Here is a 17,259-nt window from a genome sequence, read left to right on the forward strand (position 1 = left end):
TTGACCTAATGGGCAGGGAGGTGTTCATGCCGGACGAAGCTGTGCCGCCACCGGATTTCCACGACTACTTCGCGGCGCGCCGCGATGCCGTGCGCCGCACCGCGTACCTGCTGTGCGGCGACTGGCACTGGGCCGACGACCTGACCCAGGCCGCGTTCATGCGCCTCGCGGTGAGCTGGGGCCGCGTCCACGACCACGGGGCGCTCGACGCGTTCGTGCGCACCTGCCTGCTGCGGGCGTACCTGTCCGAGACCCGCCGGGCCTGGCGGCGCCGCGAGCAGTCGCACGCCGAGGTCCCCGACACCCGGGCCGGGCCCGACGCGGCGGAGCAGTCGGCGGCCCGGGCGGCGTTCACGGCCGCGCTGGGCCGGCTGCCGCCGCGGCAGCGGGCGGTGCTGGTGTGCCGCTACTACCAGGATCTGTCGGTGGCCGCGACGGCCGAGGCGCTGCGGTGCTCGGAGGGAACGGTGAAGAGCCACGCGGCCCGCGGGCTGGCCCGGCTCAAGGACCTGCTCGGCGACGACGAAGGGGTGCGCCATGACGTCTCTGCGTGAACTGTTCGACGACGCGGCGGCCGTCGCCCCGCCGAGCCGGCTGTCGGGCCGCGAGGTGTACGCCGCGGCGTGGCGGCGCCGGCGGGCCCGGCAGCGGTGGGCGGCCGCGGCCGCCGGCGGCCTGACCGCGCTGGTCGTGGCGGCGGTCGTGGCCATGGCCGCGAACCGGGCGCCGCAGTCCGGGCCGGCCACCACGACCAGCCCCCGGCCGTCGGCCCCGGCCATGACGAACAGGCCCGCTCTCCCGGCCGAGGGGGTGCAGGAGTCCGTGGCGGGCGAGGGCCACCACCTGTACGTGCAGTGGGCCCCCTACACGTGCGACAACATGTCGAAGCACGGCTGCCCGGGCCGGCTGCTGGGCTCCGACGACGGCGGCGCCACCTGGACGGAGCGGTACCGCGGCGTCCTCGACTTCATCTCGGCGCCCGCGCCCGGGGTGGTGACGGCCCACTTCGACGGCGACCCGGACATCGAGACGAAGCACGTCAGCACCGACGGGGGGCGTACGTGGAAGCTCATGCGGCTGGTGGCCGGGACGGTCGCCGCGGTCCCGGCCGGCGGCTGGGCGGTCTGCACCGACGAACGGGACCCGAACGACAACAACCCGGGCCCGTACGAGTGTGTGCTGCGGGGCGTCGACCCGCGCACCGGCGAGGCCCGGCCGCTGGCGCACCAGCCGGGCGTGCAGCCCGGCACGGTCCTGGACACGCCGAACGGGGCCGGGCTGTGGATCAGCGGGACGGCCGCTGACGGCCACCTCGCCGTCGCCGTCAGCCACGACGGCGGCCAGACCTGGCGCACGCACCCGTTCCCCGAGTCCGACCCGGCCGACCCGGGCTTCACCTCGGTCGCCACGATCGACGGGACCAGCGCCTACGCCGTCGTCATGACCGGCAGCCCGCGCCGGGTGGCGGTGTACCGCACCACCGACGGCGGGCAGGGCTGGACCGCGGCCGACCCCGGGCACACGGTGCCGTACAAGGACCACGGCCAGGACACCTACCTCGCCGCCGACGGCACCCACGTGATCCGCACGGTCCATCCGAAGCTCGCCGGGTGGTACGCGGGCCGGGGCGACGCCTACACGGCGCCGGCGCCGGTGACGGGCCTCAGCGACCACGACGGGTTCTGGCCGGTCGTCGTGCTCGCCCCCGGTTCGTACGTGACAAGCGACATGACCTCCGTGTACACGTCGCCGGACGGGCTGCGCTGGACCCGGGTCCCGATCAGAGCAGGGACCTGATGTAGGCGAGGTTGTCCCGGGTGCGCTCGGGCAGGGGTACGGCGGTGGAGAAGTCCTCGAGGGTGACCCAGCCGTCGTACCCGTGCTCGCGCAGCGCCCGCAGGTAGCCCCCGACGTCGGCCTGGCCCTCGCGGAGGGTGGCCCAGTCGGCCTTCCAGGCGACGGTACCGTCGGATGCGGTGGCCACCGGCCGCCAGGCGACGTTCTTCACGTGCACGTGCTGCAGGTACGGCCCGAGCAGCTGGAACGCGGCCCGATGGTCCTCGTGGCCCTCGATGACGAGGTTGCCGAGGTCGTGGATGACCCCGACGGTGGCCGGGTCGAGCCCGTCGACGAGCCGCAGCGCCGCCGAGGCCGACGCGGCGATCGTCTCGTGGTGCAGCTCGACCAGGACGCTGACGCCGAGCCCGGCCGCCTCGGCGGTCGCCCACTCGAGGTCCTTGCGGGCGCCGGCGAACAGGTCCGGGTAGTCGCCGGTCTTCAGCAGCGGCATGGTGACCCGCACGCGGCCGGCGCCGAGGGTGGCGGTGGCGGCGAGGAGCCGGGCCACGTCGGCGCGCTCGAAGCAGCGGGCGTAGCCGCCGAGTCCCGAGTAGGCCAGGCCGGCGCCGCGGGTGACGGCGTCGATGTCGGCGAGGCGCTCCTCGAGGCCGGTCAGCGGCCAGGTGGCCCGGTTGCCGGCCCAGAAGCCGGGCTCGGCGGTCTCCTCCTGGTCGGTGACGCGCCACTCGATGCCGTCCCAGCCCTGCGCGGCCAGCTCGGTCGCGGCCTGCTGCGGGGTCCAGTCGGGCGTCGAGGCGGTGAAGACCGAGAACTTCATCGGTGTGCTCCCTTGGTGTGCGGTTCGACGTCGTCGAGGGCGCCGTCGAGGACCTCGGCGAAGGAGACGGCCCGGCCCAGCGTCGCGGAGACGTAGACGGCCCGCACCAGGCCGAGGGCGAGCAGCCCGTCCCTGATCCGCACGCCGGGTTCGCGGCCGGTCTCGATCGCCTCGACGATGTCCTCGTACTGGCGCAGGTGCCCGGTCACGAAGCCGTCGGCGGCCTTGGGCGCGCCGTACAGGTCCTCCGGCGGCACCAGGCCGGCGGCGCCCAGGTCCGGCTCGGACGCGGTGTGGAAGTACTCGAGCTGGTCGTCGTGCAGCACCGCGGAGCCCTCGGTGCCGTGCAGCGCCAGGCGCACCGGCAGCCCGGGCCACGCCCCGGTGGTCGCGTGCAGCACCGCGAGCGCGCCGGACTCGAAGCGGATGGTGGCCGCCGCGAGGTCCTCGACCTCGATGCCCTCGTGGCAGACGAGGGCCGTCTGCGCGTAGACCTCGGCGGGCCGGCCGAGCAGGGCCAGCATCTGGTCGACGAGGTGGATGCCCTGGTTAGCGAGGGCCCCGCCGCCGTCGAACGCCCACGTGCCGCGCCAGTCGGCGGAGTCGTAGTACGCCTGCTCCCGCCACCAGGGCATGGACACCACGGCGGAGGTGACCCGGCCGAGCCGGCCGTCGCGCACCGCCCGCAGCAGCGCGGCGGTCGCGGGGTCGAAGCGGTGCTGGCTGACCACGGAGCTCACCAGGCCGCGGCCGGCCGCCTCCTCGGCGACCTTCGCGAACGCGCGGGCCTTGGCCAGGTCGGTGTCCAGGGGCTTCTCGATCACCAGGTGCGCGCCGGCCGCCAGCGTCTCCTCGGCGGCGGCGATGTGCAGGCCGCTGGGGGTACAGATGGAGACCAGGTCGATGGCCTGTTCCGCGAGGGCCCCGGCGAGCGTCAGGTGCACCGACGGGTGCGGGTCGAGCTTGGCGGCGAGGGCCTCGGCGGCCTCGATGCGCGCGTCGACCAGGGCCTTGACGGTGAGCCGCGGATGGCGGGCGATCGCCTCGGCGTGGTTGGCGCCGATGATGCCGCTGCCGACGATCGCCACATTCAGCTGTGTCATTTCACTCCCCCGGCCGTGAGGCCGCCTACCAGGAACCGTTGGAACGCCAGGTACAACACGACCACGGGCAGCGCGCAGACGAGCGCGGAGGCCATCAGCTGCCCGTACAGCGGGATCGCCCCGCCCTCCTGGGTCGCCCCGAACACCTGTAGCGCGACCGCGGCGGTGCGGGTGTCGGCGTCGGTGATGACGGAGGCGAAGAGCACGTCGTTCCAGCCGAGCAGGAACGCGAAGATGGCCGAGACGACGAGCCCGGGCCAGCTGAGCGGGATCACGATCGAGCGCAGGATCCGCCACGACGAGGCGCCGTCGATCCGGGCCGCCTCGTCGAGCTCGTGCGGCAGGCCGCGCAGGTACGTCACCATCACCCAGGTCGAGAACGGCAGCGCGAACGTGAGGTAGGTGACGAACAGCGCCCAGCGGGTGCCGATGACGTCGATGGTGAGGATGCGGGCCAGGTTCGCGAAGAGCACGAAGACCGGCAGCAGCATCAGCGTGCCCGGGATGCTCTGCAGGGCCAGCAGGGCGCGCAGGATCAGGCCCCGCCCGAAGAACGTGAACCGCACGAGCACGTACGCGGTCGCGACCGACACCAGCGCCGAGACGACCGCGACGGAGCCGGCCACGAGGACGCTGTTGACGAGGCCGTCGCCGAGCTCGACGGTGTCCCAGATCTGGGCGTAGTTGCCGGGGTGGAAGGCGCTGGGCCAGAAGTCGCCGCGGGCGACCGCGAGGTCGTCGTTGACGCTGGCGAAGAGCATGTAGAGCACCGGTGTGAGCGCGAACACCGCGATCACGACGATGGTCAATGCCTGCAGCCAGCGCGGGAGCAGGCGCTGCACGTCAGTCTTCATTGCGGTTCAGCCTCACCGCTCGCAGGTACACCGACAGCGGGATGGCCACGAGCACCAGCGACAGCACCGCCATCGCCGCGCTGAGGCCGAACTTGAAGTTCTGGAAGCTCTCCACGTACGTCAGCACGGGCAGCACCTCGACGTCGTGCGGGGCGGGGACGCCGAAGAGCACGTACGGCAGGGTGAAGCTGTTGAGCGTGTGCAGGAACTCGATGATCATGCCGAGGCCGAGCACGCCGCGCAGGTGCGGCAGGATGACGCTCCTGATCTTCGTGAAGTAGCCGGCGCCGTCGAGCGCCGCGGCCTCGTGCACGTCGTCGGGGATGCCCTGCAGGCCGGACAGCGCCAGCAGGTACAGCAGCGGCCACGACGTCCACAGCTGCACCAGCACGAGCGCCCAGTAGCTGCGCGGGCCGTTGAGCCACAGGTAGTCCGTGCCGAGCAGGTTCCCCGCCGGGCCGTTGGGCTGCAGGATCGTCCGCCAGACGGTGCCGACGACGAAGGCCGGCAGCACGTACGGGATCAGGAACGCGGAGCGGACCAGCGCGCGGCCCGGGAAGCGCTGCTGGGTGGCGAGGGCGGCGGCCAGCCCCAGCGGTACCGCGGCCAGGGTCACGATGACCGCGTAGCCGACGGTGACCCAGATCGCGTGCGGCAGGGCCGTCTCCTGCCACGCCTCCCTGTAGTTGTCCAGCCCGACGTTCGGCGCGTCCGTCCACTGCCGCAGCGTGTACTGGTTCAGGTCCAGTGTGGACACCAGCAGGGCCACCGCCAGCGGCACCAGGATGACCACGACCATGAGCACGCCGCCCGGCGCCAGCATCCACAGTGGACGCTGGCGCCGGCTGACGGTACGGCTCACTTGGCCTCGTCCACGGCGCTCTGCGCATCCTTCTGCGCCGCGCCGACCAGGGACTTGAGCTTGCCGTCGTCCACCTTGCCGGCCTTGAGGTCGGGGATGGACTGCACGACGACGTTGAGCAGGGCCAGCTGCACCTTGCTCCAGCCGCCGTTGAAGGGCGTGCCGGCCGACTTCGAGGAGGAGTCCACGATCGCCGCGAGGGCCGGGTCGGCCTGCAGCTCCTTGGCCGCGGCCGCGTTCGTGGGCAGCTCGCCGAAGGTCTTGTAGTACGCCTTCTGCTGCTCGGCGCCGGTCAGCAGCTTCACCAGCGCGAGGGCGAGGTCCTTGTTCTTGCTGTACTTGGCCACGACCAGGTTGTCGCCGGAGAGGATGCTTGTCGCGGCCACCCCGTTGCCGGGCCGGGCCGTGACGCCGGGCGGGATCGTGGGCATGACGGCGTACGCGTACTTGCCCGCGACCTGCGACTTGTCCAGCGTGACCTTCGAGGTGGCCGAGACCATCGGCAGGAACGCCGCCTTGCCCGCGCCGAACTCGGCGATCGCCTGGGCGTTCTTCCAGCCCACGGCGGCCGGGTCGACGACCTTGTCGGTGGCGAGCCAGCCGAGGTACGTCTGGTAGGCCTTCAGCGTCGCCGGGTCGTCCAGCGACGCCTTCTTGCCGGCCACGAGCGGGTTGCCGGCCTGCACGGACATCGCCCAAATGAACTTCCACGGGTCGAAGCCGTCGGCGTAGGCGACCGCCATGCCGTACTTGCCCCCGGTGGTGAGCCTCTTGGCCTGCTCGCGCAGCCCGTCCCAGCTGTCGGCGGGCTTGTCGATGCCGGCCGCCTTGAGCAGGTCGGTGTTGTACGCCATGACGAACGGCCGGCTCGTGAACGGGATGCCGACCTGGTGCTGGGCGTCGGGGCCGGAGATGCCCAGCGCGGCCTGGACGAAGTTCTCCTTGCCGCCGACCTTCTGCCAGTCGGCGTCGGTGAGCTCGAGGAACGCCCCGGTCGCGTAGGCGGTCGGGGTGAACGTGGTGCCGAGGGAGTACACGTCCGGGCCCTGCCCCGACACCACCGAGGTCTGGATCTTGGTCAGCTCGTCGTTGGCGGAGGCGAACGTCTCGAACTTGACCTCGGCGCCGGTCTGGGCCTTGAACGCGGCGCTGGTGTCGGTGAACCACTGCTTCTGCTGCTGCGGGTAGATGGTGTTGGCCTGCACCAGCACGTTGAGGGTCTTGCCGGCGCCGTTGAGGGCGCCCTGGTCGCCGTTGCCGTCGTTCTTGTCGTCGCTGCAGGCCGCCAGGGCGAGCGCCGCGGCGACGCCGACGGCGATGAACTTCATGCGATTCATAAGGGTGTCCGCTCCTCGTCGCTGAGGTCAGGGGGTGTGCGACGGATCGATGGTTGCGGACGCTATCAACGCTGCTGAGGGGGTGGCAATCGTTTGCCATCTTTTGCCAAATCTGCTTCGCTGTCGGGCATGCCCCGACCCGCCGGCCGCCAGCGCCCCGTGACGATCAACGACATCGCCGCGGCCACGGGCGTCGCCGCGTCAACGGTCTCGCGGGCCCTGAACAACCCGGGCCGGGTCAACGCCGTCACCCGGGAGCGCATCGAGGCGGCCGCGCGGGAGCTGCGCTACGTGCCCAGCTCGCCGGCGCGCGCCCTGTCCTCGGGCCGCACCCGGGCCATCGCCGTGCTCGTCTCCGACGTGACGAACCCGTTCTACTTCGGCGTCATCCGCGGCACCCAGCAGCAGCTGAAGGCGGCCGGCTACGCCCAGCTGCTCATCGACACCGAGGACTCCGGCGAGCTCGAGGCCGAGATGCTGCACAAGATGCGCCGCTCCCTCGACGGCGCGATCCTGGCCGCGTCCCGCCTGCCCGACCGCGAGCTGGCCCGCCTGGCCGGCGAGATCCCGCTGGTCACGATCAACCGCAACGTCCGCGGCGTGCCCAGCGCCATCATCGACACGCCCGCGGGCATCGGTCAGGCGGCCGAGCACCTGCTGTCGCTGGGCCACCGCGACATCGCCTACGTCTCGGGCCCGCAGCGCTCGTGGCCCAACGAGGCCCGCTGGCACGCGATGCGGGAGGTGGCGGCCCGCCACCACCTGACGTTCACGCGCGTGGGCCCGTTCCCGTCGGGCCGCGGCTCGGGCCCGGCCGCGGCCGACGCGGTGCTCAACACCGGCGCCACCGCGTGCATCGTCTTCAACGACCTGCTCGCGATCGGCATCCTGCAGCGCCTGCGCGAGCGGCACGTGCGGGTGCCCGAGGACATCAGCGTGGTCGGCTGCGACGACATCTTCGGCGCGGACTTCTGCCACCCGCCGCTGACGACCCTGACCGCCCCGATCGAGCAGGCCGGGCGGGTCGCGGTGTCGATGCTCCTGTCACGCCTGGACCGCACGACGGCACCGGCGCCGACGACCCGCCAGCAGGTGATGCTGCCGGTCCACCTGACCGTGCGCGGCTCGACGGGCCCCGCCGCCGTGCGCGCCTAGGCCAGGCTCTACCGTCTGATCATGGCAACCGAGTTCGCGTTCGACAACCAGATCATGGTGCTCGACGGCCGGGTACTGGAGATCTTCCACCGGGACACGGACGAGAGCCTGCGCTACCACGTGGCCTTCCTGCGCATCGACGGGCAGGTGCACGGCGACGGCTTCAAGGTCCGGCTGGGCCGGGCGTACGGCGAGAACGCCATCATCGGCGGGCGCCGGTGGAAGATGACGGCCGCGCAGTTCGCCGAGTTCCGGGCGTTCATCGCCCTGGCCATCGCCGCCCGCGACGCGGGGCCGACCCCGTAGCCCCGCCTACGGCTTGCGGGCGACCACGCCGTACATCGCCGTGTCGGCCAGTGGCGGCCGGTCCTCCTCGGGGATCGGGTTGCGCCACGCGGTCACCGGGACGATGCCCGGCTCCACGATCTCCAGGCCCGTGAAGAACTGCGCGATCTCCTCCCGGCTGCGCGGCATGGCGTCGACCTTCAGGCGGCCCGCCTCGATCTCGCGCAGCGCGTAGTCGCGCGCCGCCGGGTCGCTGAGGTCGGCGGTGCCGTGGGTCATCACCACGTAGCTGCCGGACGGGAGCACGTCGACGAGGCCGCGCACGAGCTCGTACGGCTTGTCGGCGTCGAACAGGAAGTGCACGATCGCGATGAGCATGAGGGCGACGGGCTGGTTGAGGTCCAGCGTGTCGCGCAGGATCTCGTCGTCGAGGATGGTGCGCGGGTCGCGCAGGTCGGCGTCGATGTAGGCCGTCCGGCCCTCGGGGGTGCTGGTCAGCAGCGCCCGGGCGTGGGTGAGCACGATCGGGTCGTTGTCGACGTAGACGATCCGCGAGTCGGGGGCGACGCTCTGCGCGACCTCGTGGGTGTTGTTCGCGGTCGGGATGCCGGTGCCGATGTCGAGGAACTGGCGGATGCCCGTCTCGCCGGTCAGGAACCGCACCGCCCGTTGCAGAAAGTAGCGGTTCTCCAGGGCCGTGGTGCGGATCGCCGGGTACACCCGGGCGATCGCCTCACCGGAGTCGCGGTCGGCGGCGAAGTTGTCCTTGCCGCCCAGCCAGTAGTTGTACCGCCGGGCGGGGTGTGCCGTGGTCGTGTCGATCCGGCCCGACCAGCCGGCCTGCTCGTCGCCGACGCCATCTGCCATGAGTACGCATCGTAGGCCATCATCGCCGGCTGCTGACACCACACGGAGATCACCGGTTCATGGCATCGCGTCAACGCGTGAGGCGGCCGAGAATCGCCGACGCGGTGAACACGGCGACCGCGACCGCGCCGGCCAGCACCCCGAAGTCGAGCAGGAGGTGCGCCGGCGTGCCGATGAGCAGGCCCCGCAGGGCGTCGACCTCGTAGCTGAGCGGGTTGACGTGGCTGAGCACCTTGAGCCAGCCCGGCATCACCGCGACCGGGTACAGCGCGTTGGAGGCGAAGAACAGCGGCATCATGATCGCCTGGCCGATGCCCATCATCCTGTCCCGCTTCAGGACCAGGCCGGCCAGGGTGATCGACAGGCAGCAGAAGAACGCCGAGCCCAGGATGAGCGCCGCCGCGGTGCCGAGGTACTTCAGCGGGTTGCCGGGCAGCGCCACGCCGAGGATCGCGGCCAGCACGAGCACCACCACGGCCTGGACCAGGGCGCGGATCCCGGCCGCGAACGCCTTGCCGGTGACCAGGGCGGCCCGCGGCGTCGGGGTCACCATGAGCTTGGCCAGCACGCCCGCGTCGCGCTCCCAGATGATGTGGATGCCGTAGAAGATCGACACGAACAGCGCCGACTGCGCCAGGATGCCCGGGGCGAGGAAGTCGAGGTACGGGATGCCGCCCGTGGGGATGGCCCGCAGGTGGGTGAACGTCTGCCCGAAGATGACCAGCCACAGGGCCGGCTGGATGGCCCGGGTGACCACCTCGGTGCGGTCGCGGCGCAGCTTCTGCAGCTCCACGAGGCACATCGCGGCGATCCGGGTCGCCAGGACCCGCACGGGGTTGGCCGCCGCGGCCTCAGCCGAGGCGGCGTGCGGTACGGCGAGCTGCGCGGACATCGCTGAACCTTTCCGATTCCAAGTTGTCGCCGGTGTACTCGCGGAAGACGTCGTCGAGGGACTCCCCGGCCGACGACGCGATCAGCTCCGCGGGCGTGCCGAGGGCCCGGATGCGGCCGCGGTGCATGAGCGCGACCCGGTCGCAGAACTCCTCGGCCTCCTCCATGTAGTGCGTGGTGACGAGCACGGTCATCCCGGTCTCGGCCCGCACCTGGGTGATGCGCTCCCACACGCCGGCCCGGGCGACGGGGTCGAGGCCGATCGTGGGCTCGTCGAGCACGAGCAGCCGCGGCGCGCTGACGAGGGCCTGGGCCAGTTCGAGCCGGCGGATCATGCCGCCGGAGTAGGTGCCGGCCACCCGGTCCGCGGCCTCGGCCAGGCCCATCGCCGCGATCGCGGCGTCGGCGCGGGCCCGCCGCTCGGCGCGGGGCACGTCGAAGAGCCGCGCGAACAGGGCCACGTTCTCGCGGCCGCTGAGCCCGGCGTCGGCGGAGAGCGCCTGCGGGACGTACCCGATGAGCCGCCGCACCGCCATCCGGTTGCGCCGCACGTCGAGCCCGAACACGGCGACGCGGCCGGCCTGCGGGGGCAGCAGCGTGGTGAGCACCTTGATCGTGGTCGTCTTGCCGGCGCCGTTGGGGCCCAGCAGCCCGAAGATCTCGGCCGGCCGGACGCTGAGGGACAGGTCGTCGACGGCGACCGTCTCATCGCCCGAGCGCATGCGGGAAATTCCGAACCGGTGGCGGAGCCCCTCGATCTCAACCGCGGTGTTCATCGGCGCCTCCCTGCACAGATAGCACGTCGGCCAGGCGGGCCAGGGCCGGCACCGCCGCGGCGAGGGCCTGGCGCTCGTCCTCGTCGAGCTCGTCCAGCGCGCCGGCCAGCAGCGACACGCGGGCCCGGCGCCACGCGGCGAGCCGGGCGGCCGCCGCGTCGGTGAGGAACAGCCGCGCCGAGCGCCCGTCGGCCGGGTCGCGCTCGCGGCGCAGCAGCCCGGCCTCGGTGAGCTGGTTGACCAGCGTGCTGACCGAGTTGCCGGCGAGGTGCAGCTGCGCGGCGGCGGCCGACACGCCGGTGCCCGGCACGGCCTCGACCAGCCGCAGCAGCTCGACCTGGCCGCCGGTCAGCGCGGGGACGGCGAGGGCGGCGCGCGTACGCCGGCGCAGCACGCGGCGCACGCCGTTGAGCTCCCCGGCCAGCGCGTCGGCCAGCCCCTCGTGATCCACGCCGCCAATATACCTCGTTAGCAGAGCTAATGAGAATTGGTGAGGTCCAGCTCATAGCGGCCGCCGGTGGGGCGGAAGCCGAGGCGGGAGTAGTACGGGGCGACCATCCCCGGCGGGGTGAGCACGCGGCGGAAGCCGTGCGCGGTGAGCTGGCCGCTGCGCCGGAAGACGAACTCGCCGGGGCTCAGGTCGCGGTACCGCTGCGTCACGTAGTCCAGCTCGACCTGGGCGGTCTGCGGGTCGTCCGGGTCCGGGCGGAGCATGAGCACGCCGACGACCTCGTCGCCGTTGAGGGTGAGGAAGGCCAGGCGCCGCTCGTCGTCGAAGCGGAACTCGGGGTTGAACCGGGCGATGTCGGCCCAGTGCACGCGCAGCACGTGGGCGAGGAAGTTGTCGTCGGTGGCCACCTCGACCACCTGGTAGGTGCGCTCGTCGTGGCGGGTGCGCAGCAGGGACGACAGCTGCACGATGTTGATCACGGCGAGCGTGAGGTTGAGGCCGACCATGGGCCAGACCCGGGCCCCGGCGTTGTACCCGATCAGGATCAGCGAGCCGATCAGGTTGAACAGCCGCAGCCGCAGCAGGCGGCGCTGCAGCAGCGACCACACGAGCAGCGCCGAGCCGGCCCAGCCGACGATCTCCAGCCAGCTCATCGCTCGTCCCGCCAGCCCCGGGTGTAGATGACGTTCACTTTCTCGGCGATGGCCCGCTCGAGGTCGATGCCCATCGTGTGCGCGGTCACGAACGCGGTGATGGCCACGTCCGCGAGCTCGGCCTCGATGTCCTCGCGGGGGCCGGTGCGGCGGGCCATCCCGTAGTGGCGCCGGACCGCGCCGACGAACTCGCCGGCCTCCTCGGCGAGGGCGAGGGCCTGGCGCAGGTGGGGCGTCTCGGTGAACCCGGCGTCGGTGATCCGGTCGGCGATGTCGGCGGCGACGGCGGGCATCTCGGCGAGCGTGAAGGGGCGGGTGTTGTCCACAATGCACAGCATGACGGAGTTTCTGCGCCCGCTGGCCGACCGGCTCGCCGACGTGCCCGGCGTGGCCGCGGTGGCGCTGGGCGGCAGCCGGGCCCGCGGCACCCACCGGCCCGACTCCGACTACGACCTCGGCCTGTACTACCGCGGCGAGCTCGGCCTCGGCGCGCTGCGCGCCCTGGCCGCGGAGCTCGCCGACGAGCCGGCCGAGGTGACCGCGCCCGGCGGCTGGGGCCCGTGGGTCGACGGCGGTGCCTGGCTCACCGTCGGCGGCCGCCGGGTCGACTGGATCTACCGCGACCTGGACCGGGTCGAGCGCGTCTGGGCCGAGTGCCGGGCAGGGCGGTACGAGATCGGCTTCCAGCCCGGGCATCCGCTGGGCTTCTACTCGCACGCGTACGCCGGCGAGGTGGCGCTCGGCCGGGTGCTGGCCGACCCGTCGGGCGGGCTGACCCGCCTGCACGAGGAGACCCGGGACTACCCCGCCGCGCTGGGGGCCGCGCTGGTCGCCGGGCTGTGGGAGGCCGACTTCGCGGTCCGCATCGCCCGGTACGGCGCGGCCGGCGACGATCCCGTCTACGCCGCCGGCTGCCTGTTCCGCGCGGCCGGGGTGCTGTGCCAGGCCCTGCACGGGCACGCCGGCCGGTGGCTGGTCAACGAGAAGGCGATGGTCGCCGCGGCGGGCCGCCTCCCGGGCGCGCCGCCGCGCTTCGCCGAGCGCCTGGGGGCGGTCCTGGGCGCGGTGGGCACCGGCCGCGCGTCGATCACGGCCGCGATCGACGCGCTGGTGCCGCTGGTCGCCGAGGTCCGTGACGGCACGCGTTGATCAGCTGAAGAAGTCCCGCAGGACCTCGGCGACCACCGCCGGGCGGCCGTCGTCCTCCGGGCCCTCGTGCGTGAGGCCGTCGAGGGTGCGCCGGCGGGCGTCGGGCAGCGTTTCGGCCAGGGCCGCGAGGGCCGTCGTGAAGAAGGCCGGGCTTCTCGTACCGCCGAGCAGCAGCACCCGCGCGGCCAGTGCGGCGTAGTCCGGCAGGGTGTCGGCCAGCTCCTGGACCAGGCGCATGTCGTACCGCTGCGTCGGAACGAGGTCGGCGATCGTCGTCTCGTCGGGGCGGGCCGGCTGGGCGCGCAGGCCCAGGGCGAGCATCGGCGTCAGGGCGAGGCGTGGCACGCGGGTGAAGAGCGGCTCCACGGGGAGGGCCTTCATCGCGGTCACCAGCGCGGCGGCCCGCCGGCCCGAGTCCAGCTCGCGCTCGTACCGCGGCAGCCAGGCGGTCGGGACGGAGCCGGCGATCGACAGCGGCGGCTCGAAGAGGGCGATGCGCTCGACGGCCGGGGTGGCGAGCGCCGTGCGCAGGGTGATGAGGGCGCCCGCGCTCAGGCCGAAGACGAACCGTGCGCCGGCCCCGGCGAGCAGGGCCTGCAGGTCCTCGACCTCGCGGGCGACGCCGTGGCCGGGGCCGTGGGGGCCGCTCATCCCGCGGCCGCGGCGGTCGGGCACGTACACGCTGAAGTCCCCGGCGAGCGCGGTGGCGAGCGTGTGGAAGTGCTGGGCCGCCTTCATGCCGCCGTGGACCAGGACCAGGCCGGGCCCGCCGGCGCCGTACTGCCGGTAGGCGATGAGGGTTCCGTCGAGCGAGCGGACCTTGGCTTTCGAGTAGTCGGACACGGCATCAGCCTAGGTATACCGAGTTTACTTTTCAACTCGGTATACAGTACCGATTCATGACGGGACTCCGGGAGCGCCAGCGCGTGCGCATCCAGCAGGCGATCCAGGACGCGGCCACCCGGCTGTTCCTGGCTTCCGGCTTCGACGCGGTGAGCGTCAACGAGATCGCCGCCGCGGCCGAGGTCTCCAAGCGGACCCTGTTCAAGTACTTCCCGAGCAAGGAGGACCTGGTGATCGGCGCGTTCAGCGACCACCGGGACGAGCTCGCCCGGGTCGTGCTCGAACGCGGGGACGCGGCCCCGCTCGACGCGCTCGAGCGGCACTTCCGGGCCGGGCTGGCCGGCCGCGACCCGGTCACCGGGCTCGACGACCGCCCGCCCACGCTCACGTTCGTGGCGATGGTGCTGTCGACGCCGTCGCTGCAGGCCCGGCTGCTGCTGTACCAGACGCGGGCCGAGCAGGCGCTCACCGCGGCCCTGGGCGGGGGCGCGTCGGCCCGGCTCGCCGCGTACCAGATCTTCGCCGCGCACCGGGCCCTGGCCGACGAGAACCGGCACCACCTGACCGCCGGGATGAGCGCCGACGAGCGGTACCCGGCCGCCGCCGAGGCCGCCGGACACGCCTTCCACCTGCTCCGCCACGGGCTCGGCCGCCTAGGGGCTGCGTCGCAGTGGGGGTCGGAGTGAGGCGAGGCTCAGGCGTCGGCTGGGGCCGCGCCGGGCGCGCCCCGATACCGGGGTTGTATCGGGGTGTGACCGGCGTGGTTCCAGCCGACGCCTGAGTCCGCCGCAGCCCGGCCCCCACTGCGACGCAGCCCCTAAGATGGCCCGTGTGACCGCCAACGCCCTGCGCGACGGTGACCTCGAGACCCGCGAGGCCCACCTGTACCAACTCCTGGACCGCGCGCACGACTATGGCGACCCGGCGGCCGTCGCGGCGCTGCAGGCGCTCGTGCGCGACTACCCCGACTACCACCGCTCGCTGTACACCCGCGCGATGAACCAGGCCGACGTGATCGCCGCGCACACCCCGCCGGGTGAGCTGCGGGAGCCGCTGCTGGAGGCGCTGGACGACACGCGGTACAACTGCCAGGCCTGGGCGGCCATGGGCTGCGCCGCGATGGGGGTGCGCGAGGCGGTGCCGCGGCTGGTCGAGCTGCTCGACGACCGGCAGTGGAAGGTCGTGGAGGAGTCGCTGCGCGCGCTGGGCCGCCTCGGCGACGCCTCCACCGTGCCGGCGCTGCGCCCGCTGCTCGCCGACGAGGTCGACTGGGTGCGGCTGCGCTCCGCGGAGGCCCTGGCGGACATCGGCGGGCCGGAGGCGCTCGAGGCGCTGTGGTACGAGTTCGAGCACCGCCGCTTCCCGCGCATCGGCCCCATCGCGAGCGCGCTGGCCGCCTTCGCCCCGGAGGTCATCCCGCGGCTGATCGCGGCGGCCGACGACCCGGACCCGAACCGCCGCTACTGGGCCGCGGTCGCCCTGGGCTCGACCGGCGACGAGCGCGTCGCCGCGACGCTGGAGCGCCTGCAGGCCGAGGACCGCGGCGCGACCGTCTTCGACGGCGAGGTCCGCGCGGCGGCCAAGAAGGCCCTGCGCACGCTGCGCCGCATCCAGGCCGCCATCGCCGCCCGCGCGGCCGGGTAGCCGATGGCGCAGACCCGGGAGATCCGGGCGGTGTACTCCGCGACGACCGTCACCGTCTACCAGGCCTACCGCGCCGAGATCGCGTCGGCCGCCGTCGCCGCCGGGCGGTTCACGGAGCCGTTCCAGCGCGACCGCATGACGTGGATCAAGCCGTCGTTCCTCTGGATGATGTACCGCTGCGGCTGGGCCCTCAAGGAGGGCCAGGAGCACGTCCTCGCCGTCGAGATCCGCCGCGACGGGCTCGCGTGGGCCCTCGACCACGCGGTCCTGAGCCACTACGACCCGGACGTCCACGAGAGCGCGGAGGCCTGGAAACGGCAGCTCAAGGCCAGCCCGGTGCGGGTGCAGTGGGACCCGGAGCGGGACCTGCACCTGCGGCCGGTCCCGGGCATCCGGTCGCTGCAGCTCGGGTTGAGCGGCGAGGCCGTGCGCCGGTACGTCGACGAGTGGACGGTCTCGATCACCGACGTCACCGGCCTGGCGCACCGGGTGCACGAGCTCGTGCGGGCCGGCGAGCTGGAGGCGGCACGGGCCCTGCTGCCCGGCGAGCAGCTATTGACACCTATCTGTCAATAAGGTTTCCTATCCGCAACCTTCGGCTCACACACGTCCGCAAACGTGCCGTTGGGAGACCCATCAGTCTTCCTAGGAGCCTGCTCGTGAAGCGGTACCGCCTGCCCCTCATCGCCCTAGCCGCCGTCGTGCTGTCGTTCACCGCGACGACCGCGTACGCCCTCGCCCAGACCAGCAAGGCCGCGCTCGCCGCCGGACCCAGCGCGAGCCAGCTGCTGGCCCGCACGCAGACCTGCAACCAGGTGTCCAACGGCAAGTACGCCACCGACGACGGCGGCGCCGCCACCGTCGCGATCTGCAAGAGCGGCTCGGCGTACTTCTGGAGCGCCGACATGGACATCGACTGCGACGGCATCGGCACGTCGCACTGCAACGCCTCGACCGACCCCTGGTACCAGGCGCAGACCTCGTTCAGCACCTCGAACGGCTCGTACTTCACCTCGGACGTCACGCGCTACTACGTGGTGCCGCTGCCCAGCTCGCGCTTCGACTACGGCGCGAGCGGCATCCGGCCCGGGGCCGTGGCCGCGGTCGTGTACAACAACCAGGTCGCCTACGCGGTCTTCGCCGACGAGGGGCCGGACAACATCATCGGCGAGGGCTCCTACGCCCTGGCCACCGCGCTCGGCATCGACCCGAACCCGGCCACCGGCGGCACGGCCGGACCGGTGACGTTCATCGTCTTCCCGTCCTCGGTGCCCAGCCCGGTGGAGAGCAACTCCGCGATCGACAGCACCGGCGCCTCGGCCGCCAACGCGTGGCTCGGCACCTCCCCGACCGGCGGGCCGACGACGCCGACCACGGGCCCGACCGGCACCGCGGGGCGCATCACCGGCTACGGCGGCAAGTGCGTGGACGTGGCCGGTGCGAGCTCCGCCAACGGTACCGCCGTGCAGCTCTACGACTGCAACGGCTCGAGCGCCCAGCAGTGGACCCGCGCCTCGGACGGCAGCCTGCGGGCGCTGGGCAAGTGCATGGACGTGGCCGCCGCGGGCACCGCGAACGGGACCAAGGTCCAGCTGTACGACTGCAACGGCACCAACGCGCAGAAGTGGACGCGCACGGGCCAGACGCTGGTCAACGCGGGCTCGGGCAAGTGCCTGGACGCGACCGGGCCGAGCTCAGCCAACGGCACCCGGCTGCAGATCTGGTCGTGCTCCGGGGGCGCGAACCAGAACTGGACCCTCTGAACCTGATGT

At 72.8% G+C, this 17,259-nt stretch carries 21 protein-coding genes; 9 read left to right on the plus strand and 12 right to left on the minus strand.

All coding sequences use genetic code 11. The features are described 5' to 3' along the window. Positions 1-26 precede the first annotated feature (26 nt). The gene (locus tag AB0B76_RS29445) at positions 27-554 is read left to right on the plus strand and encodes a SigE family RNA polymerase sigma factor (RefSeq protein WP_360381605.1); all 528 of its coding nucleotides are present in this window, start codon (positions 27-29) and stop codon (positions 552-554) included. Beyond that, entirely contained in the window at positions 538-1,797 is a 1,260-nt protein-coding gene (locus AB0B76_RS29450) for a sialidase family protein (protein ID WP_360381607.1), read from the plus strand. Before AB0B76_RS29445 ends, AB0B76_RS29450 begins: the two co-directional genes overlap by 17 nt. Here the strand turns inward: AB0B76_RS29450 and AB0B76_RS29455 are convergent. From AB0B76_RS29455 to AB0B76_RS29475, 5 genes are read right to left on the minus strand one after another with little or no spacing between them, the layout of a single operon-like run. After that, positions 1,781-2,617: a sugar phosphate isomerase/epimerase gene (locus tag AB0B76_RS29455; RefSeq protein WP_360381608.1), complete on the minus strand. Its 837-nt coding sequence runs from the start codon at positions 2,615-2,617 to the stop codon at positions 1,781-1,783. The genes AB0B76_RS29450 and AB0B76_RS29455 overlap by 17 nt on opposite strands. Next, a complete protein-coding gene (locus AB0B76_RS29460; RefSeq protein ID WP_360381609.1) occupies positions 2,614-3,720 on the minus strand; it encodes a Gfo/Idh/MocA family oxidoreductase in 1,107 nt (368 codons plus the stop codon). Before AB0B76_RS29460 ends, AB0B76_RS29455 begins: the two co-directional genes overlap by 4 nt. Continuing rightward, complete coding sequence (locus tag AB0B76_RS29465) at positions 3,717-4,574, minus strand: carbohydrate ABC transporter permease (protein ID WP_360381611.1); 858 nt, start codon at positions 4,572-4,574, stop codon at positions 3,717-3,719. Before AB0B76_RS29465 ends, AB0B76_RS29460 begins: the two co-directional genes overlap by 4 nt. Next, positions 4,564-5,436 carry a sugar ABC transporter permease gene (locus tag AB0B76_RS29470; protein ID WP_360381613.1) on the minus strand — a complete coding sequence of 291 codons (873 nt, stop codon included), beginning with the start codon at positions 5,434-5,436 and terminating at the stop codon, positions 4,564-4,566. The genes AB0B76_RS29465 and AB0B76_RS29470 overlap by 11 nt, the downstream gene beginning before the upstream one ends. Continuing rightward, positions 5,433-6,764: an extracellular solute-binding protein gene (locus AB0B76_RS29475; RefSeq protein WP_360381614.1), complete on the minus strand. Its 1,332-nt coding sequence runs from the start codon at positions 6,762-6,764 to the stop codon at positions 5,433-5,435. Before AB0B76_RS29475 ends, AB0B76_RS29470 begins: the two co-directional genes overlap by 4 nt. A 138-nt stretch (positions 6,765-6,902) precedes the next feature. Between AB0B76_RS29475 and AB0B76_RS29480 the strand changes: the two genes are divergently transcribed. Together AB0B76_RS29480 and AB0B76_RS29485 are read left to right on the plus strand one after the other, a co-directional pair. Further along, positions 6,903-7,928, plus strand: a complete 1,026-nt coding sequence (locus AB0B76_RS29480) for a LacI family DNA-binding transcriptional regulator (protein ID WP_360381615.1) — start codon at positions 6,903-6,905, stop codon at positions 7,926-7,928. Positions 7,929-7,949: 21 nt separating this feature from the next. Beyond that, positions 7,950-8,234: a hypothetical protein gene (locus AB0B76_RS29485; protein WP_360381617.1), complete on the plus strand. Its 285-nt coding sequence runs from the start codon at positions 7,950-7,952 to the stop codon at positions 8,232-8,234. 6 nt (positions 8,235-8,240) lie between these two features. Here the strand turns inward: AB0B76_RS29485 and AB0B76_RS29490 are convergent, their stop codons facing one another. The 6 genes from AB0B76_RS29490 to AB0B76_RS29515 form a co-directional block, all read right to left on the minus strand. After that, positions 8,241-9,080, minus strand: a complete 840-nt coding sequence (locus tag AB0B76_RS29490) for an SAM-dependent methyltransferase (RefSeq protein WP_360381618.1) — start codon at positions 9,078-9,080, stop codon at positions 8,241-8,243. A 70-nt stretch (positions 9,081-9,150) separates the two neighbouring features. Beyond that, entirely contained in the window at positions 9,151-9,972 is an 822-nt protein-coding gene (locus AB0B76_RS29495; protein ID WP_360381620.1) for an ABC transporter permease, read from the minus strand. Then, positions 9,932-10,747 carry an ATP-binding cassette domain-containing protein gene (locus tag AB0B76_RS29500; RefSeq protein ID WP_360381621.1) on the minus strand — a complete coding sequence of 272 codons (816 nt, stop codon included), beginning with the start codon at positions 10,745-10,747 and terminating at the stop codon, positions 9,932-9,934. The genes AB0B76_RS29495 and AB0B76_RS29500 overlap by 41 nt, the downstream gene beginning before the upstream one ends. Further along, the gene (locus AB0B76_RS29505; RefSeq protein WP_360381623.1) at positions 10,731-11,198 is read right to left on the minus strand and encodes a MarR family winged helix-turn-helix transcriptional regulator; all 468 of its coding nucleotides are present in this window, start codon (positions 11,196-11,198) and stop codon (positions 10,731-10,733) included. The genes AB0B76_RS29500 and AB0B76_RS29505 overlap by 17 nt, the downstream gene beginning before the upstream one ends. A 26-nt stretch (positions 11,199-11,224) precedes the next feature. Beyond that, positions 11,225-11,851 carry a hypothetical protein gene (locus AB0B76_RS29510; protein WP_360381625.1) on the minus strand — a complete coding sequence of 209 codons (627 nt, stop codon included), beginning with the start codon at positions 11,849-11,851 and terminating at the stop codon, positions 11,225-11,227. Further along, entirely contained in the window at positions 11,848-12,177 is a 330-nt protein-coding gene (locus tag AB0B76_RS29515) for a MazG nucleotide pyrophosphohydrolase domain-containing protein (protein WP_360381627.1), read from the minus strand. Before AB0B76_RS29515 ends, AB0B76_RS29510 begins: the two co-directional genes overlap by 4 nt. Positions 12,178-12,187: 10 nt before the next feature. On the opposite strand from AB0B76_RS29515, the gene AB0B76_RS29520 reads away from it, so the two are divergent. Further along, on the plus strand, positions 12,188-13,000 hold the full coding sequence (locus tag AB0B76_RS29520) for a nucleotidyltransferase domain-containing protein (protein ID WP_360381629.1): 813 nt from the start codon (positions 12,188-12,190) through the stop codon (positions 12,998-13,000). Here the strand turns inward: AB0B76_RS29520 and AB0B76_RS29525 are convergent, their stop codons facing one another. Then, a complete protein-coding gene (locus AB0B76_RS29525) occupies positions 13,001-13,843 on the minus strand; it encodes an alpha/beta hydrolase (RefSeq protein WP_360381630.1) in 843 nt (280 codons plus the stop codon). It lies immediately after the preceding gene. A gap of 56 nt (positions 13,844-13,899) precedes the next feature. On the opposite strand from AB0B76_RS29525, the gene AB0B76_RS29530 reads away from it, so the two are divergent. From AB0B76_RS29530 to AB0B76_RS29545, 4 genes are all read left to right on the plus strand, one after another. After that, a complete protein-coding gene (locus AB0B76_RS29530; RefSeq protein WP_360381632.1) occupies positions 13,900-14,529 on the plus strand; it encodes a TetR family transcriptional regulator in 630 nt (209 codons plus the stop codon). 145 nt (positions 14,530-14,674) lie between these two features. After that, positions 14,675-15,487, plus strand: coding sequence for a HEAT repeat domain-containing protein (locus AB0B76_RS29535; protein WP_360381633.1), 813 nt, complete (start codon positions 14,675-14,677; stop codon positions 15,485-15,487). 3 nt (positions 15,488-15,490) lie between these two features. Next, a complete protein-coding gene (locus AB0B76_RS29540) occupies positions 15,491-16,063 on the plus strand; it encodes a DUF4291 domain-containing protein (RefSeq protein WP_360381635.1) in 573 nt (190 codons plus the stop codon). Positions 16,064-16,146: 83 nt separating this feature from the next. Continuing rightward, positions 16,147-17,250: a ricin-type beta-trefoil lectin domain protein gene (locus AB0B76_RS29545; protein WP_360381636.1), complete on the plus strand. Its 1,104-nt coding sequence runs from the start codon at positions 16,147-16,149 to the stop codon at positions 17,248-17,250. Positions 17,251-17,259: the final 9 nt, after the last annotated feature.

Source organism: Dactylosporangium sp. NPDC049140 (assembly GCF_040648435.1).